The organism is Saliniferula longa (assembly GCF_050789285.1).
Lineage (GTDB): Bacteria > Pseudomonadota > Alphaproteobacteria > Rhodobacterales > Rhodobacteraceae > CAVPWP01.
The window spans coordinates 949,182-971,142 of sequence record NZ_JBOUVX010000001.1 but is presented as its reverse complement, the minus strand read 5'-3'; the positions used below and the strand labels follow the sequence as shown (position 1 = coordinate 971,142).

Sequence of the window (21,961 nt, the reverse complement as noted above, 5' to 3'; positions counted from 1 at the left end):
TCAGACCTCCTCGTTCTCGGACACGCGGTCCTGGGTTTTCTTCTGAGCGGATTTCAGCGCCGAGACGGCGGCGTGGAACGCGATGCCCCCGCCGACGACCCCCGCCGCCGCAAGGCCCACGCGGTCGGCGTTGGCCTCGACCCCGAACTGGGTCAGGTCGGTGACGCGGTTGTAGAAGCTGCCCTGGTCCCAGAAGCCGTCCTCGGAACAGCCGATGCAGCCATGGCCCGACTGGATCGGGAAGCTTGTCCCTTCGTTCCAGCGCACGGTCGAGCAGGCGTTGTAGGTCGTCGGGCCCTTGCAGCCCATCTTGTAAAGGCAATAGCCCTTGCGCGCATACTCGTCGTCCCAGGCCTCGACGAACTGACCGGCGTCGAAATGCGGCCGGCGGTAGCACTTGTCGTGGATGCGCTGGGAATAGAACATCGCGGGGCGGCCCTGGCGGTCAAGCTCGGGCAGGCGGTCGAAGGTCAGCATGTAGGTGATGACGCCGGTCATCACCTCGGCGATGGGCGGGCAGCCGGGCACCTTGATGATCGGCTTGTCGGTGATGACCTTGTGCACCGGCGTCGCCTGCGTCGGGTTGGGCTTGGCCGCCTGCACGCAGCCGTAGGACGCGCAGGCCCCCCAGCTGATGATGGCCTTGGCGTCCTTGGCGGCGTGGCGCAGTTGCTCGACGAAGGGCTTGCCGCCGACGATGCAGAACATCCCGTCCTCGTTCAGTGGCGGGTTGCCTTCGACGGCAAGGATGTAGTTGCCCTTGTACTTCTGGATGGTGTCTTCGAGCGCGGCTTCCGCCTGATGCCCGGCCGCCGCCATCAGCGTGTCGTCGTAATCGAGGCTGATCATCGACAGCACGACGTCCTTGGCCAGAGGATGGGCCGAGCGGATGAAGCTTTCCGAACAGCAGGTGCATTCCAGTCCGTGCACCCAGATCACCGGCGTGCGGGGCTTTGTCTCCATGGCATGGGCGATCTTCGGCACGAAGGACGGACCAAGGCCCAGCGCCGCCGCCGTGAGCGAGCAGTATTTCATGAAGCTGCGGCGGGTGATCCCCTGCCGGCGCATCACGTCGTAGAAGGTTTCGATCTGGCTCAACCCCGGTCCTCCTCCGTCCCCGAATCGTTCCGGCGCGCGACATGGCGCCTTGCAGGCACAGGGTCGCGGTATGCGGGCGTATGCGACAGCGAAAGCCGCCATCACTACGCGTCGGCGCAAACCATTGCTTTTAATGGATTTTCAGAAGATCCCGCCGCACAGCCGCGCAAAGGCGCTTACCGGCCCAAGCGCGGGCTGGTCAGAGGGTTTCCAGCCGTGCCAGCGCCACCAGCGCCTGTCCGAAGGCAAGGCCGCCATCATTGGCGGGCACCTGCCCCGGCCGGCAAAGTTCCAGATCCGTCAGCGCGTCGCAGACCATCCCCAAGAGCGTCAGGTTCTGGAAGCAGCCGCCCGACAGCGCGACCGTCCGCGTGCCCGCCTGATCCGCCGCGCGGCGCGCCGCCCCGGCGAAGGCCCGCGCGAGGCCCGCGTGAAACCGCCGCGCAATGTCGCCGGTCGCCACCCCCTGCCGCAGGTCCTGCGCCAGCGCGCGGAACACCGGCGCGGGGTCGATCCCGGCCCCGGACACCCCGAAGGGGTAAGCCCCCCTGTCCACCGATCCCGCCGCCAGCGCCTCGAGCAGCATGGCCGCCTCGCCCTCGTAGCTCTGGCCATCGGCGGCGAGTCCAAGGCAGGCGGCGACGGCATCGAAAAGCCGCCCGGCGGAACTTGACAGCGGGGCATTGATACCGGCCACCGCCGCCTGGCGCAGAAGCGCGCGCGGCCGGTCGGCGAACAGCGCGTCCGCCAGATCGCCAAGCCCGGCGGCGTCAAGGCGCACCACGGCGTTCCGCCAGGGTTCGACCTGCGCGCGGTCGCCGCCCACCAGCGGTGCGGGCGTCAGGTGGGCCACGCGGTCGGCCCGGGCGTAGTCCCCGACCAGAACCTCGCCCCCCCAGACGGTGCCGTCCGGCCCCAGCCCCAGCCCGTCGAGGATCAGTCCCACGGCGACACCGCCACGCCAGCCCGCCTCGCCCAAGGCGGCAGCCATGTGGGCATGGTGGTGCTGCACCTCGACCACCGGAACGCCCAGCGCCGCGCCGCGCGCGCGCCCGTGCCGCGTGGCGTGGAAATCGGGGTGCAGGTCCACGGCCACGGCTTCGGGGCGGTGGTCGAACAGCCCGGCAAGATCGCGATCGGCCTTGTCGAACTCCGCAACCGACAGCGCCGTGTCGAGATCGCCCATGTGATGCGACAGCAGCGCCTGCCCGCCCTTGGTCAGGCAGATCGCCGACTTGAGCTGCCCGCCATAGGCCACGACCTGGCCGCTGGGCAGCCCGTCGGGCAGGCGAAGCGTCCCCGGCACCCGCCCACGCGCGCGGCGCAGGACCATCGGGCCTTGCGGCCCCAGCACCTCGACCCCGTCGTCAAGGCGACGCGCGATGTCGCGGTCGTGCATCAGGAAGCCGTCGACGAAGGGTGCCAGCGTCTCGCGCGCCTCGTCGTTGCCGATTACCTGCGGCTCGCCCGAGAGGTTGCCCGAGGTCATCACCAGCGGCCCCGCCACCGCGTCGATCAGAAGGTGATGCAGTGGCGTGGCGGGCAGCATCCAGCCCAGCCGCGCCTGGCCGGGGGCGATTCCCTCGGGCAGCGGCAGGCCCGCCTTGCGCAACAGCACGATGGGGGCCGCAGGATCGGCGAGACGCGCGGCTTCCTCCGGGTCGATGGCGGCATGGCGGGCGATGCCGTCGAGCCGCGCCATGAGGGCGAAGGGCTTGCCAGGCCGGCGCTTGCGCGCCCGCAGCGCGGCGACGGCGTCGGGGTTCGTGGCGTCGCAGGCCAGGTGGAATCCCCCCAGGCCCTTCAGCGCGACGATCCGGCCCGCCGTCAGCCAGGTGGCAGCGGTGGCGATGGCATCGCCCCCCGGACGTTCGCCGTCAACGGTTTCCGCCCAGAGGCGGGGTCCGCAGGCGGGGCAGGCCACGGGCTGGGCGTGAAAGCGGCGGTCGCCGGGGTCCTCGTATTCGGCGCGGCAGGCGGGGCAAAGCGCGAAGGCCGCCATCGTCGTCTGCGCCCGGTCGTAGGGCAGGCCGGTGAGAATGGAGAAGCGCGGGCCGCAGTTCGTGCAGTTGGCGAAGGCATAGCCGAAGCGGCGTTCGGCCGGATCACGGATCTCGGCCAGGCAATCGGCGCAGGTCGCCGCGTCGGGCGTCACCCGCGTCTCGGCGCCCGGCCCGCCGCTGGCGGCGATGACGAAGCCCGCGCGGTCGGGCACCTCGGCCGGGGCGGCCTCGACCGCGTCGACCCGGGCCAGCGGTGGCGCCTCGGCCGACAGCGCTTGCACGAACCGGTCGAGATCGGGGCCCGCGGCATGGATCAGCACCCCCTCGGCGTCGTTCAGCACCTCGCCCGTAACGCCCAAGCGGGTCGCAAGTTGCCAGACGAACGGCCGGAACCCCACGCCCTGCACCTGCCCCCGCACGCGGATGCGCAGGCCGTGCATCAGTGGACCGTGCAGACCATGCAAGGGTCGAAGCTGCGCACGATGTGCTGGACCGACAGCGGGCTTGCCTCGTCCGCGCAGACCGGCGCGCCCTCGAGCGCCAGCTCGAGCGGCCCGGGCCGCCCCGCCCCGTCGCGGGGCGAGAAGTTCCAGGTCGTCGGAGCGACGATCTGGTAATTTGCGATGCGCCCGCCCTCGATCCGGATCCAGTGGCCGAGGGATCCCCGCGCGGCTTCGACCAGACCCGCGCCCTGCCCCGTGTCTGGCAGGTCGAACCGGCCCATGAAGGACGCCTGCGGATCGAGCGCGCCCGCCCAGGTCTCAAGCCAGATCTGGGTGCGCGCGATCTCGAGCAGGCGCGCGGCCACACGCGCGCGCACGCCGCCCTCGGCCGCCAGCGCCACGCCAAGGGGGTGTCGGTCGACCGCCTGCCGCGCCAGTGCGCCGACTTCGCAGGGCGCGCCCTGAAGGCGCGGCGCCTTGCACCAGCTGTAGGCGGCCTCGGCCATCGCCTCGTCGGGGCGGGTCACGCCGTCATAGGGATGCGCGGGCGCGCCCAGCATCCAGCTTTGGGCCACGTCCTCTTCGATCCCGGCAGGGTCAAGCGAATGAACCGCGCCCCCGGTTTCGGAGCCGACCCAGACCCCGGGCCGGGTCGTCCGCCCCGCGGGCTGGGGATAGGCGCCGAACGACAGATAGCGGCGCGGGCCCGCGCCCAGGCCGGCAAGTCCCAGATCGCGTGCGGCGTCAAGGAACAGCCCCGCGTCCCCCATCTGCCAGGCGTCAAGATCGGCAAGACCCGAAAGCGCCGTGAAGTCCTCCAGCGGCGCGCCGAAGAGCGCGCCTTCCAGATGCCGGCGAAAGCTGCGCAGCGTGGCCAGGATGCGGACGCGTTCGGCCATGTCGGGCGCGCGTGTGACGCCGGCGGGCTGGATCGCCAGCGTATGCGGCCACTTCCCCCCGAGAACGCCGGTGATGTGCATCAGCCGCGCCCGCGCGTCGAGCGCCGCGCGCGCCGCACTTCCCTTCGTGGCGGTGAACCGCTCGACCATCCGTGCGTGCCAGGGGCGGTGCGCATAGGCCGGGCGGGCGAAGTCGGGCATGAAGAACAGGTTGAAATGGGTGACGTGGTCTGCAAGGTTCTCGACCCCGTGCAGGATGGCGGCGGCAAGCGCACCTTGCGGGGTGGGTTCGGCGCCCGAGGCCTCGGCCAGCGCGAAGGCCGCCGCCGCGGACTGGCTGATCGAGCAGATGCCGCAGATCCGCGGCGTAATCGTCAGCGCGTCGCGCGGATCGCGCCCCCGCAGCATGATTTCGAAACCACGAAAAAGCGGCGAATTGGCGTAGGCCGCCCGCACCCGGCCGTCCTCGACCTCGAGCCGGACCTCGAGATCGCCCTCCACCCTGTTGAACGGACCGACCAGAAGCTGCCGGCCGCTCATCGCGTTTCCCGTTTCGGCCTTGGCGCCACGGCGATCCGGTCGGAATGGGCGTTGAGCGCGATCCGTTCGGGCGTCGCGGCCTTCGACAGCGACGCCAGCGCCATGAACCAGGCCTTCGGCATGTCCGACGGCAGCCCCACGGGGATGCCCGCGACCTTGGGCGTCTCGGTGAAGCTCAGGCGCGGTTCCTCGAACTCGGGGCTGGTGCAGGCGATGCAGGGATAGCCGCCCCGGGTGCAGGACCCGCCGCCGTTCCAGGGCCGGATGTTGCAGTCGCCCACCGCCTGGGTGCCGATGCAGCCCAGATGCTCCATCATGCAGCCCATCTCGGACAAGGCGCGGGCGCTGGCCTTGTATTCGTAGAACTCGTTTTTCGGGCAGGCGTGATGGACCAGGTGGTCGGTGTAGAAGCGCGGGCGGTTGAAATCGTCAAGCGCCCCGGCCCCAAGCCCGCCGTCGGCCAGCAGCAGAAGCGTCTGGGCGACCCAGTCGGGATGGGTCGGGCATCCGGCCACGTTGACGACCGGCAGGCCGCCGCGCGCGCGGAAGCCTTCGTCAAGCGCGCCGCCCGGCTGGCTGCCGTCGTACTGAAGGCCGATCGCGCCCGCCGGATTGCCGCCGGCCGCCGTCATGCCGCCGAAGGCCGCGCAGGTCCCGACGGCGACGACCTCGCGCGCCAGCGGCGCCAGCGCGCGCACCCAGTCCAGCATCGGCCGCCCAGTGCCCGACAGCATGTGATAGCGCCCCGTGCCACGCGGGCCGGTGACGATCGAGCCTTCGACGCACAGGACGTCCAGCGCCACCTCGCCCGCGACGATGCGATCGAACAGGGCTGCGACCTCGTCGCCGGTGGCCTCGGACAGGGCCGGATGCCACAGGATCTCGATCCCCGCGCCTTCGAACAACTCAAGGATGTTTGGGTCCTCGGCGCACAGAAGCGACATGGTGCAGCCGCCGCAGCCCGCGGACTGAAGCCACAGAAGGTTCATGCCCCGCCCTCCTGCGGCAGTTCAAGGCGGAAGGCCGCGCCCCTGTCTCGGGGCAGCAGAACAAGGCGGCCGCCATGTTCCTCGGCGATCTTGTGGCTGATCGACAGGCCAAGCCCGGTGCCCTGCCCGACCGGCTTCGTGGTGAAGAACGGATCGAAGACCGACGCCGCGAGGGCCTCGGGCACGCCCGGGCCGGTGTCGGCCACGGTCAGCCAGGCGATGCCGTCGCCCTGACCGATCTCAAGCGTCAGTTCCGGGGCTTCGACCCCGGCCATCGCGTCGAGCGCGTTCTGCACCAGGTTCATCACGATCTGCTGGACATGGCCGACGTTGCCCAGGATCTGCAGGCTGTCGCAGCCTTCGAACCGGGCCTCGATCCCCGATTTCGATCCGCGCAGAACCCAGCGTGTGGCGACGCGGGCGGCCTCGACCAGATCGAAACGTTCGCGCGTGGCGCCGCCCGCGACCGACAGGCGGCGCAGGTCGGCCACGATGTCGCGCACGCGTTCGGACCCTTCGCGCGCCCCATCGATTGCGGTGCGCAGGTTCTTGAGTTCGCGGTCCAACTTCAGCGTCTGGCGCAGTTCGACAAGTTCCTCGCGCGGGGCGCCGGCCTCGACCCGTTCGAAATAGGTTTCGAACCGGCCGATATAGCGCTCGAGCGCGTGGGCGTTGGCGTAGACGAAGCTGATCGGGTTGTTCAGTTCGTGCGCCACCCCGGCCAGAAGCCGGCCAAGCGAGGCGAGCTTCTCGTTGCGCACAAGCTGGGTCTGCGCCTCTTTCAGGCTGCGGTGGCTGGCCTCGAGTTCGGCATAGGCGCGGCGAAGCTCACCCAGAGGCCGGCCAAGGATCACCGCCCCGATCATCCGGCCCCGGTCGCTGACGCGCGCCGTGACCGACACATCGAAGGGCGCGGGCCCGTCGCTGCCCTGCAGCAGGGTCTCGAACCGCACCGGCGCGCGCGTCTGGCGCACGGCGTCCAGCGCCTCGGCCAGCTTGGCGGCCTCGTCCGGGGCGAACAGCGTCGTCACGTCGCGCCCCTGAAGCGCCTCGGCGCCGCAGCCCAGCGCCTCGCCCAGCGACCGGCTGGCCTGTTCGATCGTGCAGTCGCGCCGCACCACGGCCATCACGTCGCTGACCGAGGTCAGGATGGAGGCCAGAAAGCGCCGGAACTCGTGCAGGTCCTCGTTCTGCCGTTCGAGTTGCTCCTGATAGCTGACAAGGTCGGCATAGGCGCGATCGACCGCCGACAGCACCTCGGCCCAGGCTTCCTCGGAAAAGGCCTGGGCGGTCAGATCAGGGTTCGGAAACTCGAGCGACATCGGCCCTCCGCCTGGCCAGACTAGTCGGGGACGGGCGACGTGAAAAGCGCCGTGCGGTCGCGCCCCGATTCCGCGCCAAGCGCCCGCACCAGACGGTCGAGCACGGCAAGGGCGGCTGCCTCGACCGGCGCGCTCAGCCCGTCGCCGAAGGTGAAATCCTGCCCTTCGATACCGACGATCACGACCGAGGCCGGTAAGAGGCCCAGCGCGCGCGCCGTCTCGACCGCCGCCGCAAGGCCGAATTCGTGCGTCGAGTTGCGGAAGGTGTCGGGCGGCAGCGGCGCGGCATGGGCGTCAAGGACGACGACGGTGCCTGGCGGCGCGCCCGACTGCGTGGCGTCGGCGAACAGAAGGGCCTCGCCCGTTTCGGCCGCCTGCGCCAGCACCTCGACCAGGCCCGCGCCATCGCCCGTGTGCGCGGTGGCCTCGATGCCCCGCCGCGCCAGTTCCGCGGCCAGCCACGGACCCACCCCGTCGTCGCGCCGGAACGGGTGGCCCACGCCGATGACCCGCGAGACGGCGCCAAGATCCTCAGACACGCTCGACCGTCAGCTTGAGGAAATGCGTGGCGCAGGAAATGCAGGGATCGTAGTTGCGGATCGCCTGTTCGCAGCGCCGCTGCAACGCCGCGTCGTCAAGGTCGAGCGCCGCCTCGATCACCCGCCGGAGGTCGACTTCGATCTGCGGCTGGTTCTGCGAGGTCGGCGGAACGATGGTGGCCGACAGGATGCGCGCCTCGTCGTCAAGGACGTAGGTATGATGGCAGATGCCGCGCGGCGCCTCGGTGCAACCGAAGCCCTCTCCGGCGCGCGGCGCGGCCTCGAGATGGGCCGGCACAGGGGCCGCATAGGCGCGGGCCAGGCGCAGCGCCTCGAGGCAGGCGAACTGCACCTCGATCATCCGCACGATGATCGACTTGAAGGGATTGCGCTCGATCGGGCCCAGACCCGCCTCGCGCGCGGTCTGCCGGCAGACCTCGGGTAGGCGGTCGAAGTTGTTGGCATAGCGTGCCAGCGGCCCGACCATATAGCTTTCGGCGCCGCGCATGTGGCCGTGAAGCGCGTTCGACCGCGCGACATGAGTTTCGTGGAAGACATCGCCGAATTCCGATTTCGCGATGTCGAGGCCCCGGTTCGACCCGATGCGGCCCTCGAGGATCGGATAGACCTCGGGGTGGACGAGCGAGACGAAGGTATAGTCGCCCTCGTCCTGCGGAAAGTCGAAGCGGGCGAAGGCCAGCGAAAGCTCGCGCGCCGCGGCAGCGCCCCATTCAAGCTCGGGGATCAGCGCGGCGATGCGGTCGCGATCGGGCGCCCGGAAGAAGCCGCCGATGCGGGTGTTGACGGGATGCACCGCGCGCCCGCCGATCACCTCCATCAGGCTGTTGCCGATCTTCTTCAGCCGCAGCGCCGTGCGCACGAGGTCGGGGTCGGCGCGCGCAATCTCGATCGCGTCGGGCAGGCCGAGGAAGTCGGGGGCGTGCAGCATGGCGGCGTGCAGGACGTGGCTCTGGATCCACTCGCCGCAATAGATCATCCGCCGCAGGGCGTGGATCTCGGGCGTGATCGCGATGCCCAGCGCGTCTTCCACCGCCTCGGAGGCGCTCATGATATAGGCGATGGGGCAGATGCCGCAGATGCGCGAGGTGATGTCGGGCGCGTCGGCCGCAGGCCGGCCGCGCAGAAGCGCCTCGAAGAAGCGCGGCGGCTCGAAGATGCGGAACTCGACGGCCTCGACCGTCCGGTCGCGCAGACGCACGTAAAGCGCCCCCTCGCCTTCCACGCGCGCCAGCGCATCGACCTTGATCGTGCGTTCAGTCATCGCCGCCTCCCGCCGCCCCGAAGCCGGCCGTCTCGAACGCGGGCGCCGCGCAGGTGAAGCCGCGATAAAGCGCCTGCTGCTCGGCCTCCGACAGCCCCAGTGCCTTGAAGCGGGCCGACAACTCGGCCGTGTTCGCGCCCGGAACCGGCCCGAAGCAGCCATAGCACCCCCGCCCGACCGAGGGGCAAAGGTTGCCGCAGCCCGCCCGTGTCACGGGGCCGAGGCAGGGCACCCCCTTCGAGACCAGGACGCAGGGCGTGCCGTGGCGCTTGCACTCGACGCATTGCGAGACATTGGGGATCTGCGGCCTGCGCCCGGACAGCGTGGCCGCGACCAGTTCCAGCAGGTGCGCCTTCGACACCGGGCAGCCGTGCAGTTCCAGATCGACCGTCACATGGTCCGAGATCGCTGTCGAGGTGGCCAGCGTCGAGATATAGTCGGGATGGGCATAGACCGCGCGCGTCCATTCGCCGACCTCGGCGTGGTTGCGCAGCGCCTGGATGCCGCCGGCGGTGGCGCATGCCCCGATCGAGACCAGCACCTTCGATTGCGCGCGGATCTCGCGGATGCGCGCGGCGTCGTGGGCCGTGGTGATGGAGCCCTCGACCAGCGACAGGTCATAGGGCCCCTCGGTCACGCGGCTTGTCGCTTCGAGGAAATGCGAGATGTCGATGGCCCCGGCGATGGCGAGAAGCTCGTCCTCGCAATCCAGAAGCGACAGCTGGCAGCCGTCGCACGAGGCGAATTTCCACACCGCAAGCTTCGGTCGCGCCATCTCAGAGCTCCCTCACGCCAAGGCGGCGGGCCATTCGGTCATACCGGAAGACCGGGCCGTCGCGGCAGACGAAGTCGGCCCCGAACTGGCAATGCCCGCACAGGCCCACGGCGCATTTCATGTTCCGCTCCATCGAGATCCACTGCCGGTCGGCCGGCACGCCAAGGTCCGCCAGATCGGCGCATCCGTGGCGCATCATCACCTCGGGGCCGCAGACGAAGGCCGACACCGAGGCCGGGTCGATCCCCTCGAGGGCGCGGGCGAACTGCCCGGTCACGACGCCCACCGCCCCGGTCCATTCCGGGCCCGCGTGATCGACGGTGACGAACAGGCGCAGGGCCTGCCCGGCCGCCCAGCCGGCCAGCTGATAGGCGTAAAGCAGCTCGCGCGGGGAGCGCGCGCCCATGATCAGCGTGATCCCCCGGTAAAGCCGGGGCGCCGACAGCGCGCGGTAGATCGCGGGCCGAAGCGGCGCCAGGCCAAGCCCGCCAGCGACGAACAGAAGATGCCGCCCGCGTTCGCCCTCGACCGGCCAGCCGGCCCCGAAGGGCCCCCGCACCCCCAGCACCGTGCCCTGCCCAGACCGGGCCAGCGCGCCCGACACCGCGCCCACGTCGCGGATCGTATGCAGCAGCTCGTCCGGCCGCGCCGGATCGCCCGAGATCGAGACCGCGATCTCGCCCACGCCGAAGGCGTAGAGCATGTTGAACTGGCCCGGCGCGAAGGCGAAGGGCTCGCCTCCCGGTCCGGCGAGGCGCATCGAGACGACGTCGTCAAGCTCGCGCCAGACCTCGGTCACGCGAAAGGCGCGCGGCCGCATCGGGTCGCCCGAAGGCGCGCGGGTGTCCGCCTCAGCGCGCATCGGGGCCGTAGAGGTCCAGAAGCTGAAGCCGCTGCGCCCGCACCCTTTGCGCCAGGTGCGGCAGCCAGAGCTTGAACATCTGGTAGCCGAGGCCCGGGTGTTCGTCGCACTTGCGCAGCACGCAGGACGCGTCAAGGCTGATCGCGCTGACGTCGGTCACGGCGCGGGCGTCCGACATGGCGCGGCGCGGCGGCACCAGCCACGACCAGTCCACCACGTCGCCGGGGTGGAGGGATTCGACCACGATCGGACCCGCGCCGGGCGCCGCGATCTCGATGGCCGCGTCGCCGTGGCGAAGGATGAAGACCTTGTCGGCCGGATCGCCCTCGCGGAAGATCGGCCGGCCTGCGGTGAAATGGACGTTGGTGCCGCAGCCGGCGATGAGGTCCAGCGCCTCGTCGTCGAAGTCGCGGAAGGCCGGATGCCCGGCCAGAAGGTCGCGGATCGTGTGGATCGCCATGGGCTCACTCCTCGGGACAGGCCAGGACGGCGGTGGCTTCGGCCACGATGTCGATGCCCACGGGGCACCAGGTGATGCAGCGCCCGCAGCCGACGCAGCCCGAGGCGCCGAACTGATCGTGCCACCAGGCCAGCTTGTGCGTCATCCACTGGCGATAGCGCGCGGCCGTCGACGGCCGGACAGAACCGCCGTGGATATAGCTGAAGTCGGCCGAGAAGCAGCTGTCCCAGACCCGCCAGCGTTCGGCGTGCTCGCCGGTCAGGTCGCTGGTCTCTTCGACGTCCGAGCAGAAGCAGGTCGGGCAGGCCAGCGTGCAGTTGGCACAGGCAAGGCAGCGGGTGGCGATCTCGTCCCAGACGGCGGCCCCGGGTCGCCGGGGCAGGCCTTCGGCCACCTCGGCGGGCATGTGCCGGACCTGCGCGCGGGCCGTGGCGTCCGCAACGCGACGCGCCTCGGCCAGATCGTCGTCGGCCGCCGCCGGGGCGGCGAGGTCGGCCAGGATCGCCTGCCCCGCGTCGCTGCCGCTTTCGACCAGAAGACGCGGCCCGGCGTCCGACGCAAGCTCGGTGATGGCAAGGTCGAAGCCCGCATCGGCCCTGGGGCCCGTGCCCATCGAGGCGCAGAAACAGGTCTCGGCCGCGCGGGCGCACTGGACCACGACAACCAGCGTGCCCGCCCGGCGCCGGCCATAGGCGCCATCCGCGAACGGCCCCGACCCGAAGACATCGTCCTGGCGTTCCATCGCCGCCAGTTCGCAGGGGCGGACGCCGAAGAACACGGTCTCGGGCCAGGGGTCGTCGGGCGTGTCGAAGCGCAGGCCCTCGGCGCTGCGTTCGGCGCTCCAGAGCTTGCGGCGCGCAGGATAAAGCCAAGCCTTCCAGCTTCCGGGTCCGACGACCTGGTCGAACCAGCGTTCGGGATCGCCGTCGGTCAGGCGGTAGCTGCCGGGCGACTGTTCGTCGATGCGGCCGCGTGGCAGGCCGTCGGGATCGGAAAGCGGGGCGTAGGCGATCACGCCATCGGCCTCTTGCGGGGCGATCACGCGGAAGCCCCGGCCCAGAAGGACGGCAAGCAGATCGCGCGGATCGGACAGCAAGACGGCGCCGGTCATGACACCACCGCCCGCGCGGGGCCGTTGCGTCGAACATCGCGCTGTGATCCGGCAGACCGCTGCATGGGCGTCTGGCTCCTCCCCGTTTGGGAAAGGATGCCGCGCGACTTGGCCAAGCGCCCTGACATAGATCAACCGCCCAGAAGCCACCCCGGGAAGCCGCCCCCGGAAGCCGCCCCCGGGACCGGCGGTTCGGGCGTGGCTCAGTAGCGCTGCAGCGGCACCCGGACGCCGATCGAGATCACCTGAGTGTCAAGATCGAAGGTCAGCGGCTCGCGCGGTGAGCTTCCCGTGCCGACGGGCTGCGACCCGCCCGACGCCGTGCCGAAATCGTAGTATCGCCATGCAGCCTCGACGATCACGGGCCACTGCCCCGGACGCGTGACCTGCACCGCAGCGCCGACACCCACGGACCACGCGAAGTCCGAATTGGTCGCCCCCTCGAAGGTCCGCACGGTGTTGTCGGCCAGGGTCGGGTTGTCCGGGTTCTTGGTCCGCGTCCACGCGCCGACCTCGTTGCGCGCGATGCCGATGCCGGCGACGACGAAGGGCTGGAAGATCGAATTCGACCCCTGTGCCTCGAAGGGGGCATAGTAGACGTTGCCCAGAAAGCCGGAGGTGCTGACCGAAGCCGAGGTGATGTCGCTGTGTTCGCTGCAGGGACTGCCGTCCGAAACGGACGAACAGGGCGCGGTGAAATCCGACGTGCCGGTGCCGAAGATCGCCAGTTCGGCGCGAAAGCCGTTCTGCCAGTCATAGCCGAACGCGGCTGACCCGAACCCGGTGCGATCGTCGAGAAGCGTGGCATCGAAGTTGACCTGCGGATCGGAATCCCCCGGCGGCAGCCAGTAGGCGCCATCGAGCGACGGCGACGCGCTTCCGAACTCCACCCGCGCGTAGGGGCCGAAGGTCACGCTGGCGACACGCTGGCCAAGCACGGTGCCTGTGTCCTGCGCGCCCGCCTGCATGGGAAGAACCGCGGCGGCGATCGCCGCTGCGGTTCCAAGTCCAAGAATGTTGTTCATTTCTGCTCTACCTCAGCCGTGTCCTGCGACGATCGCCAGCCTGATCCGTTCAGCATCCTCTGCCAGCGCCTGTGCTGCACCCTCGCTCAAGGGTTGCCCAAGGATGGTCGATACGGCAAGCGCTGTCTCCCTCGTGATGGGCAGCCCCTTGTCCGAGGCGGTGCCAAGGAAGACGGCCAGAAGCGCGTCGTTGTCCGTGTTGATCCCCGACGACACAAGGATAGACGTCCCGTCAAGCCCGTCCCGCAGCAACGCGAGATTCTGCAGCGGCGAGTCGATGATCTGCAACGTGTCCCAGTCCTCGCGAAGGACCGTTTCCATCTGATCGAGAGTCAGGGCGTAGAACGCCGTCACCTCGGGCGTCATCGCGCCCACGGCCTCGGCATAGGCCCGGTCGATCACCTGCGCCGGAGACCGCGCGACGTTCAGTCGGCCCAGCTCGACCTCGGGGATGCCTTCCTGCGCCCAGACCGGACGGGATTGCGACTGTCCACCCTGGCTGCCCTGACCACCGTTGCCCGCGCCAGAACCTTCGCCCGCGCCCTGCCCCTGGCCGCCGCCCGAACCCGAACCGCCCTGGCCCTTGCCGCCACTCTCGTGGCCTCCGTCGTCGTGGCCCCCGTCGTCGTGACCGCCGTCTTCGTGGCCGCCATCCTCGTGCCCGCCGGACCCGCCCTTCCCGCTTCCCTGTCCACCGCCGTGGCCGCCTTCTTCGGTATGGTCCTGCGCCAAGGCAGGCGATGTCATGGCGAAGGGCGAAAGGCCAATCACCGCCGCCGCCGCGAGGGCAGAGACGGCACACCGGACCCGTTGCGTCGTGTTCGAGCGCGTCATGTTCGAAAGCATCCCTCGAGTAAGGTTGAAATGCCGGGGCACCCCGGCCGCATGGGTCCGGGGTGCCCTGTTCCCTGCCTCAGCCGTGGCCCGCCAGGACCGCGATCCGGATCGCCTCGGCCGCCGCGGCCAGATCATCGGCGTCGCTGCCGGTCACCGGGTCGCCGAGGATCGTCGTGACCGCGATGACGGTGTCGGTGCTGATGGCCACGGTCTTGTCCGAGGCAACGCCAAGGAAGATCGCCAGAAGCGTGTCGTTGTCCGTTGTCACGCCCAGGTCGCTCAGCGCGGATGTGCCGTCGAGCGCTTCCTTCATCAGCGAAAGGTTCTGCAGAGGAGAGTCGATCAGGCTCAGCTCGTCCCAATCGTTCGAAAGCGCGTCAAGCAGGGCGACCCAGCCATCGTCGCTTGCGATGTTGTAGAAGTCGATCATCTCGTCCGTCAGCGTCGCCAGCGCCTCGGCATAGGCCCGGTCGAGCACCTGATCGGGCGAGCGCGCGACGCTCAGCCGGCCAAGCTCGACCTCGGGGATGCCTTCCTGCGCCCAGACGGGCTTGCCGCCGCTCGACCCCGTGTCGGCCGGCCCACCGGCCTGCGGGCCTTTCGAATCCGAATCCGGGTCGGGACCACCCTGGCCGGTGCCCTGCCCGCCCTGATTGCCCTGGCCGGCCTGCGCCCCCTGGCTGCCTTCGCCCTGACCGCCCTGGTTCCCCTTCGAGTTCTCGGGGCCGCCCGATCCGTCTTCGGCCCGCGCCGGGGACGCGAAGAAGCCGAACCCCGCCGGATCGGTCATGTTGCCCGCCGCCGCCACCACCGCGATCGCCGAGGCGGCTGCTGCAAGCTTGAGTCTGGTCGATGTTCGCACGGCTTTGCTCCTCCGTCTGATGCGAGAAATCGAACCGGACCCTAGAGGGCGCGGCACACCGCGCATTGACCTATATCAACGGTCGAATGTTTTTGGCGGTGACGGGTCCGACGTCGGAAGCGTCACGCTTGCCTCGAACCCCGAGGCGCGGCCCGGACGCGGCGAGCTGAGATGAAGCCGGCTTCCCGTGCGCTCGGCGATCGCCGCGACGATGGCAAGCCCCAGACCGCTTCCGGGGGCGTCCGATGGCCCCCGTTCGAATCGGGCTGTCAGACGGTCAAGAGCGTCGCCCGGGACCACGGGCCCGGCGTTCGACACGACGAAGGTTCCATTGTCTGACAGGGCGATGTCGATCGCCTCGTCCTCCGAGCCATGACGCAGGGCGTTCTCGACCAGGTTCCGGCAGACGATGCCGAAGACGTCGGGGTCCAGATCGGACATCACTGGGCGCGGCGGAAGGTCCAGGTTCAGCCGCCCCTGTGGCAGGCCCCGCCCGAGGTCGTCCACGATCAGCCGGGCGACGTCGCGCAGGTCCGACACCCGGTCCAGCCGCAAGCGCCCGCCTTCGACCCGCGCAAGCTGCATCAGGCGCTCGGACAGCAGCGTCAGCCGCTTGAGCGTTCTTTCGATCTCGGCCGCGCGCATGCGGGCAACCGGATCCCCGGTCTCGGACGCAAGGCGCTGTGCCTGCGCGATGGCCCCGGCAAGGGGGGTGCGCAATTCGTGCGCGGCATTCGCGGCAAAGCTTCGTTCGGCATCGAAACTGGCCTTCAGCCGGGCCAGCAGCCCGTTCAGCGTTTCCGCGACCGGCGCGATTTCCGAGGGAACGTCGTCGCCGGGCACCGGGGTGAGATCGCGCGCGTTCCGCGCCTCGAGCCGCGCCCGGAAGCGGCGGACCGGCGCAAGGCTGGCGCGCGTCACAAGGCCGATCGCCAGAAGCGTGAGGGGCACGATCCCCAGCAGCGGCAGGCCCAGGCCCATCTGCAACTCGCGCGCGACCATCGCCCTGTGGTCAAGCGGCTCGGCCACGGTGATCCGGATGGTGCCCTGCAGCGCCTCGTCGCTGAAAAGGCGGTGCGTCACGGTCTGCCGGAAGCCCACGCCGTCCCAGGGCGGGAAGGTCGCGGGTTCGGCGGCGTGCGACTGCAGAAGCACGCGCCCCGTGTCGTCGCGCACGATGTAGGTGAAGAACTCCTCGTGGTCGCGGATCACCGCGAGGCGCTGGGTCACGCCCTCTTCCTCGCGCCCGACGATGTCGACGACGGCAAGCGGCAGGAGGCGCTGCGCGGTCTCCTGCAGGGCGGAATCGAAGACTTCGTCCATCTCGTGACGCAGGATGGTCACCGTCACCCAGGCCGCGGCGATCCACATCGTCGTCAGCAGGACGCCCAGCGACAGGCCAAGCCTTCCCTGAAGGCTTTTCGGAAACCTCATGGCTTGCCCAGCCGGTAGCCCAGGCCGCGCTCGGTCTCGATGATCGCGGGGCCAAGCTTCTTGCGCAGGCGGCTGACGTGGACCTCGATCGTGTTGCTTTCGACCTCGGCGTCGAAGGCATACAGCTTTTCTTCCAACTGGGCCTTGGACAGAAGCTGGCCGGGACGGGACAGGAACGCCTCGAACAGGGCCCATTCGCGCGCGGTCAGTTGCACCGGCGCGCCCGCGCGGCGGATGCTGCGCGCGGCGAGGTCGATCTCGAGCGGACCATGGGAAACGATCGGGTTCGGGTTGCCGCTGTAGCGGCGCGCGACCGAGCCGATCCGGGCCGACAGCTCGGCAAGGTCGAAGGGTTTGACAAGATAGTCGTCGGCGCCGGCGTTCAGCCCCTCGATCCGGTCGGACACCTGGTCGAGCGCGGTCAGGATGATGACGGGCGTGACGTCGCCGCGTGCGCGCAGCCCCCTGAGGAACCCGATCCCGCGCCCGTCGGGCAGCATCAGGTCCAGAAGCACCAGATCGTAGGCCGCCCCGCGCATCGCGTCGCCGGCGGCGTCAAGGCGCGTCACCCAGTCCACGGACTGTCCGTCGGCCACGATCTGGTCGCGCACCGCCGCGCCCAGAACCGTGTCGTCCTCGATCAGCAGGATGCGCATGGCCTGTCCCGTGTCCTTCCCCGATGGCCCATGGATCATCCCCTTGCCTGACGCGAGGCTGACGCGGCGCATCCCCAAGCTTCAGGCTGCCGTCAGCTTCAGCGCGCATGCATCAGGTCGGCATGGCCGTGGTGAGGAGTCTGGCCCATGAAGAAGACACTGACAATCCTTGGCTTTCTCGCCCTGATCTCTGCGACGGCCGCGCGCGCCGACGACGACTGCTTCGTGCCGATGGCCGACTGGCAACCGCGCGAAGCCGTCGCCCGCCTTGCCGCCGAGACCGGCTGGACCGTGCGCCGGATCAAGATCGACGACGGCTGCTACGAGATCGACGGCAGCGACGCGGAGGGCCGGCGGATCGAGGTGACGCTCCACCCCGGCACGCTTCAGGTGATCGAGATCGACTACGAGGACGGCGAGGACCACCCTTCGCCGGACCGCGACAGCGACGGCCACGGCGACGACGACGACTGAGCACCACGCCTGACCGCCGACACCTGACCGCCGACACCTGACCACCGGCGTCGTACTGCCCGGCGGACCACCTCGGACAATGCCGTTCCTAGGCCGATCGTCCCGTCGGCCTCACCTGGCCCCGCCCCATCCCCGGGCGGGGCCTTTCTTTTCCTGACGGCAAGCTGAAGCGGGATCGGCGGCGCGGTCAGGAAGCGCTCAGGTTCGCTGTCCATCTGGAGTCGAGCAGACGAAAGGAGACCCCTGCCATGAAGAAGACCCTGACGGTTCTCGTCGCGACGACCGCCCTGACCGCCGCCCTGGGCGTTCCGGCGTTCAGCGCCTTGCACGCCTCGGACGGCAGCCCCCGCACCGGGATCGTGCTGGCCGAGGACGGCGCGCAGCCCCTGCCCGTGATCCTTGCCAGCGACGACGACGATGACGACCACGGCTGGCGCGCCAGCGCGCAGCGCGATGACGACGATGACGATGACGATGACGATGATGGCGACGACGAGTGTGACGACGAAGACGATGATGACGACGACGGCGGATGCCGGACCGGGGCGGGCAACCCCGCACCCGCCGGCACGATGGCGCCTCCGCAGAACGGGCTCTTCGGCACCGGCGCGCCGCCGCAGGTTCAGGTGAACTGAGCCCCGCCGCGGCGGACATCCGGGCCCGCCGCGTTCAACCCTCATCCCTACCCGCGGAGGACAGATCCGATGAAACCGCTTCTCGCAACGCTTGCGCTGACCACCGCGCTCACGCTTCCGGGCCTTGCCATGGCCCGGCCGGTGACGCTGACCACGACACTCAACGCCTACGGCGGCGACGGCGCCTATCTGGCGCTTTACGTCACCGACGTCGCGGGCGCCTATGTGGGCAGCCTCTGGATGGCCGGGGGCAAGTCGAAGTATTATGAACACCTGACCGACTGGTATCGCGCCGCGGGCGGAGATCCGGCGCAGATCAACGGCATCACCGGGGCCAGCGTCGGCGCGGGGCGGACCCTCGAGATCACGCTCGACCTGGCCGACGCACTGTTCGATGCAGGCTACACGCTCCACATTGACGCCGCCGTCGAGGACATGCGCGACAGCCCGAACGAGGTGGCCGTGCCGCTGACGACCGAGGGCGCGGGCAAGGCCGTGAACGGCCGCCGCTACGTCGCCAGCTTCGCCTACGATATGTAGGGACCGGGGCGATGATCCGCGCACTCCATCGCTGGCCGGGTCTTCTCGCCCTGGCGCTTCTGATCGTCCTTGCGCTTAGCGGTGCGGCGCTGTCGGTCTTTCCGATGGCCGACCGGCTGACCGCGCCTCAGGCCGGGGCCGATCTCACGGTCGCGACGCTTGCCGGACGCATCCAGGCGGCCTACCCGGGCGTCGAGCAGATCCGGCGCGCCCCCTCGGGGCGGATCACGGCCTATTGGTTCGGTCAGGGCGCGCCGGGCGCGGCCGTGATCGACCCTGCCACCGGTCAGGGCGTGGCCTCGGCCGACCCCAACCCGGTCGAGCGCTGGCTCACGACCCTTCACAGGTCGCTGTTTCTGGGCGACGGCGGTCGCGTCGCCATGGCCGGTGCGGCAGCGGCGATGCTGGTGCTGTCGCTGTCGGGCGCGGCGCTGGTCGCGCGGCGCGCGGGCGGCTGGCTGCGCTGGGTCGCGCCGCTGCGGGGCCCGCTGGCCGGGCGGATTCATGTCGAGACCGCCCGGCTGGCCGTGGGTGGCCTTCTACTGTCGTCCGTGACGGCCCTCTGGATGTCGGCCTCTACCTTCGAGCTGCTTCCCGACGGCGGGGCCCCGCCGGCCCTGCCCACGCAGGTCAGCGGCGCGACGGGCCTGGCGCCCGGCGGGATGGACGCCTTGGCGCAGGTCCCCGTCGCCCAGCTGCGCGAGCTGACCTTTCCCTATCCCGGCGACGCGACCGACGTCTTCACGCTGAAGACCGACCGCGGGACCGGGTATCTCGACCAGGGCGACGGCACGCTGCTGGCCTGGGCCGATCCGACCGGGTGGGCGCGGGTCTCGGAAACCGTCTACATGCTGCACACCGGACAGGGTGCGGCGACGCTTGGCCTTGTCCTGGGGCTGATGGCGCTGGGGGTGCCCGCGCTGGGGGCCACGGGCCTGCTGACCTGGCGCGCTGGGCGGCGCGGCCGGCCACGCCTGAAGGCGAACCGGCCCGCCGGTCAGGCCGAAACGATTGTCCTTGTCGGAAGCGAGGGCGGCAGCACCTGGGGCTTCGCCGCGACGCTGCATGCCGCCCTGACCGCGGCCGGGCAAAGCGTGCACACGGCCCCGATGTCGGCCTTCGCGCCAGAGCGCTACGTCCGTGCGGACCGGATCATCGTGCTGGCCGCGACCTATGGCGACGGCGCGGCGCCGGCCTCGGCCCGGGGCTTTCTCGACCGTCTGGCGGCCTCCGACCGCGCGCCCGACGCACCATTGGCCGTTCTGGGGTTCGGCGACCGGAGCTTTCCGGCCTTTTGCGCCTTCGCCGAGGCCGTCGTCCAGGCGGCCAAGGCCAAGGGGTGGGCCAGGATTCTGCCCCCTGCCACGGTCGACCGGCAGTCGCCGCAGGACTTCGCGCGCTGGGGCCGGGCGCTGGGTCAGGCGATGGGCATCGCGCTTGAGCTTGTCCACCGGCCCGCATTGCCTCCGACCGAAGACCTGACGCTGATCTCGCGCCGGGACTACGGCGCCGAGGTGCAGGCCCCGACCGCGATCCTGCGCTTCGCCCTGCCCCGCGCGACGCTCTGGCAGCGTCTGACAGGCGCGGGCTTCGCCCGGTTCGAGGCGGGCGACCTGATCGGCATCCTGCCCGAAGGCAGCCCTGTGCCACGGCTCTATTCGCTTGCCTCGGCGCGCCGTGACGGTTTCGTCGAGATCGTGGTCCGAAAGCAGGCCGGCGGCCTTTGTTCCGGCCAGCTCACCGCGCTCGAGCCCGGTCAGACCGTCACCGCCTTCCTGCGTCGCAACCCGGACTTCCACCCCGGACGGGGCCGCGCGCCGCTGATCCTGATCGGGGCCGGCACCGGGATCGGCCCGCTTTCAGGCTTCGTGCGCGGCAACGCGGCGCGGCGGCCCATCCACCTGTATTTCGGGATGCGTCATGCCGGCAGCGACTTCTTCTATGGCGAGGAACTGCCCGGCTGGCAGGCCGAGGGGCGGCTGTCCCGACTGGTCACGGCGGTGTCGCGCGGGGCGCGGCCGCATTACGTGCAGGACGCCCTGCGCGGGGATGCGGCGCAGGTTGCGGACCTGATCCGCGATGGCGCCCGCGTCATGGTCTGCGGCGGGCGCGACATGGCGGCGGGCGTGACCGAGGCGCTGGCCGAAATCCTTGCGCCCTCGGGCCTTACGCCCGCGGCGCTGAAGCTGGAGGGACGCTATGTCGAGGACGTCTACTGACCTGGTGCGCCATGCCTTGAACGGTCCGACGATGGGCACGCGCTGGACGACGCTGGTCTTCACCGGACCGGGCGTCGATCCCGCGCGCCTGCGTGCGGCGCTCCAGTCCGCTGTCGACGAGGTGGACGCGCAGATGTCGACCTGGCGGGCCGAAAGCGACCTGATGCGCCTCAACGCGGCACCGGTCGGCGTCTGGGTGGCGGTGCCCGAAGGTCTGGCCGAGGTGCTGCGCCTCGGGATCGGTATCGGGCGCGCCTCGGGCGGGGCCTTCGAGATCGGCATGGGCGACGCGGTGGCCGCCTGGGGCTTTGGGCCCGCGGCGGCCGATCCCGGCCGCATCCGCCGTGCCATGGCAGCGGATCGCGTGCCGGCCGGGGACGCGCTCGAGATCGACGGGACCCGGGTCCGCAAGCTGGCTCCCGTGGCACTGGACCTCAACGGGATCGCCAAGGGCCATGGCGTCGACCGGCTGGCCCTGACCTTGGCCGCGCAGGGCATCGACGCGGGGCTGGTCGGGGTTGACGGCGAGATGCGCGCGATCGGCCTGCGGCCGGACGGGCAACCCTGGACCATCGCGGTCGAGGCGCCGGACCGTGACCGCCGGGCGCCGCAGTCGATCCTTGCGCTTCAGGACGCCGCCGTGGCGACCTCGGGCGACTACCGCCACTGGGTCGAGGTCGGGGGCCGCCGCCTGTCGCACACGATGGACCCGAGCCGGGGCGCGCCGCTTCTTGCGTCGCCCGCCTCGGTCAGCGTCGTCGCCCGAACCTGCGCCGAGGCCGACGCATGGGCCACGGCGCTGATGGTGCTTGGACCCGAGAAGGGCGCGGCGCTTGCGGACGAGCGGGCGCTCGACGCGATGTTCCTTATGCGCGATGGTGACGGCGGCACGCGGCGCGTGGGGATCGGCCGGCTGTTCTCGGCCGCGCCGGCGCCCGCCCCCCTGCCATGAGGAG

21 protein-coding genes are annotated in these 21,961 nt (G+C 70.5%); 5 read left to right on the top strand and 16 right to left on the bottom strand.

The window, feature by feature from the left end; genetic code table 11:
* The 16 genes from ACRDNQ_RS04535 to ACRDNQ_RS04460 all read right to left on the bottom strand — a co-directional run bounded on the left by ACRDNQ_RS04535 (position 1) and on the right by ACRDNQ_RS04460 (position 17,137).
* Complete coding sequence (locus ACRDNQ_RS04535; protein ID WP_431827439.1) at positions 1-1,098, bottom strand: hydrogenase small subunit; 1,098 nt, start codon at positions 1,096-1,098, stop codon at positions 1-3.
* Positions 1,099-1,297: 199 nt separating this feature from the next.
* Positions 1,298-3,541, bottom strand: coding sequence for a carbamoyltransferase HypF (gene hypF / locus ACRDNQ_RS04530; RefSeq protein WP_431827438.1), 2,244 nt, complete (start codon positions 3,539-3,541; stop codon positions 1,298-1,300).
* Positions 3,541-4,983, bottom strand: coding sequence for a nickel-dependent hydrogenase large subunit (locus ACRDNQ_RS04525; RefSeq protein ID WP_431827437.1), 1,443 nt, complete (start codon positions 4,981-4,983; stop codon positions 3,541-3,543). The genes hypF and ACRDNQ_RS04525 overlap by 1 nt, the downstream gene beginning before the upstream one ends.
* A complete protein-coding gene (locus ACRDNQ_RS04520) occupies positions 4,980-5,972 on the bottom strand; it encodes an NADH-quinone oxidoreductase subunit B family protein (protein ID WP_431827436.1) in 993 nt (330 codons plus the stop codon). The genes ACRDNQ_RS04525 and ACRDNQ_RS04520 overlap by 4 nt, the downstream gene beginning before the upstream one ends.
* Positions 5,969-7,294 carry a sensor histidine kinase gene (locus tag ACRDNQ_RS04515; RefSeq protein ID WP_431827435.1) on the bottom strand — a complete coding sequence of 442 codons (1,326 nt, stop codon included), beginning with the start codon at positions 7,292-7,294 and terminating at the stop codon, positions 5,969-5,971. Before ACRDNQ_RS04515 ends, ACRDNQ_RS04520 begins: the two co-directional genes overlap by 4 nt.
* A gap of 20 nt (positions 7,295-7,314) precedes the next feature.
* A complete protein-coding gene (locus ACRDNQ_RS04510; protein WP_431827434.1) occupies positions 7,315-7,833 on the bottom strand; it encodes a hydrogenase maturation protease in 519 nt (172 codons plus the stop codon).
* A complete protein-coding gene (locus tag ACRDNQ_RS04505) occupies positions 7,826-9,115 on the bottom strand; it encodes a Ni/Fe hydrogenase subunit alpha (protein ID WP_431827433.1) in 1,290 nt (429 codons plus the stop codon). The genes ACRDNQ_RS04510 and ACRDNQ_RS04505 overlap by 8 nt, the downstream gene beginning before the upstream one ends.
* Positions 9,108-9,890: an NADH-quinone oxidoreductase subunit B family protein gene (locus tag ACRDNQ_RS04500; RefSeq protein WP_431827432.1), complete on the bottom strand. Its 783-nt coding sequence runs from the start codon at positions 9,888-9,890 to the stop codon at positions 9,108-9,110. The genes ACRDNQ_RS04505 and ACRDNQ_RS04500 overlap by 8 nt, the downstream gene beginning before the upstream one ends.
* Before the next feature lies 1 nt (position 9,891).
* Positions 9,892-10,752 (bottom strand): FAD/NAD(P)-binding protein, encoded by an 861-nt coding sequence (locus ACRDNQ_RS04495; protein ID WP_431827431.1) that lies wholly within the window; start codon positions 10,750-10,752, stop codon positions 9,892-9,894.
* Positions 10,742-11,212 carry a cyclic nucleotide-binding domain-containing protein gene (locus ACRDNQ_RS04490; protein WP_431827430.1) on the bottom strand — a complete coding sequence of 157 codons (471 nt, stop codon included), beginning with the start codon at positions 11,210-11,212 and terminating at the stop codon, positions 10,742-10,744. The genes ACRDNQ_RS04495 and ACRDNQ_RS04490 overlap by 11 nt, the downstream gene beginning before the upstream one ends.
* A gap of 4 nt (positions 11,213-11,216) precedes the next feature.
* Positions 11,217-12,323, bottom strand: a complete 1,107-nt coding sequence (locus ACRDNQ_RS04485) for a 4Fe-4S dicluster domain-containing protein (RefSeq protein ID WP_431827429.1) — start codon at positions 12,321-12,323, stop codon at positions 11,217-11,219.
* A gap of 203 nt (positions 12,324-12,526) precedes the next feature.
* Complete coding sequence (locus ACRDNQ_RS04480; protein ID WP_431827428.1) at positions 12,527-13,348, bottom strand: outer membrane protein; 822 nt, start codon at positions 13,346-13,348, stop codon at positions 12,527-12,529.
* A 12-nt stretch (positions 13,349-13,360) separates the two neighbouring features.
* A complete protein-coding gene (locus tag ACRDNQ_RS04475) occupies positions 13,361-14,095 on the bottom strand; it encodes a hypothetical protein (RefSeq protein ID WP_431827427.1) in 735 nt (244 codons plus the stop codon).
* Positions 14,096-14,261: 166 nt separating this feature from the next.
* Positions 14,262-15,047 (bottom strand): hypothetical protein, encoded by a 786-nt coding sequence (locus tag ACRDNQ_RS04470; protein WP_431827426.1) that lies wholly within the window; start codon positions 15,045-15,047, stop codon positions 14,262-14,264.
* A gap of 75 nt (positions 15,048-15,122) precedes the next feature.
* On the bottom strand, positions 15,123-16,481 hold the full coding sequence (locus tag ACRDNQ_RS04465) for an ATP-binding protein (RefSeq protein WP_431827425.1): 1,359 nt from the start codon (positions 16,479-16,481) through the stop codon (positions 15,123-15,125).
* A complete protein-coding gene (locus ACRDNQ_RS04460) occupies positions 16,478-17,137 on the bottom strand; it encodes a response regulator transcription factor (protein ID WP_431827846.1) in 660 nt (219 codons plus the stop codon). Before ACRDNQ_RS04460 ends, ACRDNQ_RS04465 begins: the two co-directional genes overlap by 4 nt.
* A gap of 147 nt (positions 17,138-17,284) precedes the next feature.
* On the opposite strand from ACRDNQ_RS04460, the gene ACRDNQ_RS04455 reads away from it, so the two are divergent.
* The 5 genes from ACRDNQ_RS04455 (at position 17,285) to ACRDNQ_RS04435 (ending at position 21,957) form a co-directional block, all read left to right on the top strand.
* Entirely contained in the window at positions 17,285-17,611 is a 327-nt protein-coding gene (locus ACRDNQ_RS04455; protein ID WP_431827424.1) for a PepSY domain-containing protein, read from the top strand.
* A 248-nt stretch (positions 17,612-17,859) separates the two neighbouring features.
* A complete protein-coding gene (locus ACRDNQ_RS04450) occupies positions 17,860-18,246 on the top strand; it encodes a hypothetical protein (protein WP_431827423.1) in 387 nt (128 codons plus the stop codon).
* Positions 18,247-18,315: 69 nt separating this feature from the next.
* Positions 18,316-18,786, top strand: coding sequence for a DUF2271 domain-containing protein (locus ACRDNQ_RS04445; protein ID WP_431827422.1), 471 nt, complete (start codon positions 18,316-18,318; stop codon positions 18,784-18,786).
* An 11-nt stretch (positions 18,787-18,797) separates the two neighbouring features.
* Positions 18,798-21,005 carry a PepSY domain-containing protein gene (locus ACRDNQ_RS04440; protein ID WP_431827421.1) on the top strand — a complete coding sequence of 736 codons (2,208 nt, stop codon included), beginning with the start codon at positions 18,798-18,800 and terminating at the stop codon, positions 21,003-21,005.
* Positions 20,986-21,957 carry an FAD:protein FMN transferase gene (locus ACRDNQ_RS04435; RefSeq protein WP_431827420.1) on the top strand — a complete coding sequence of 324 codons (972 nt, stop codon included), beginning with the start codon at positions 20,986-20,988 and terminating at the stop codon, positions 21,955-21,957. Before ACRDNQ_RS04440 ends, ACRDNQ_RS04435 begins: the two co-directional genes overlap by 20 nt.
* Positions 21,958-21,961 lie beyond the last annotated feature (4 nt).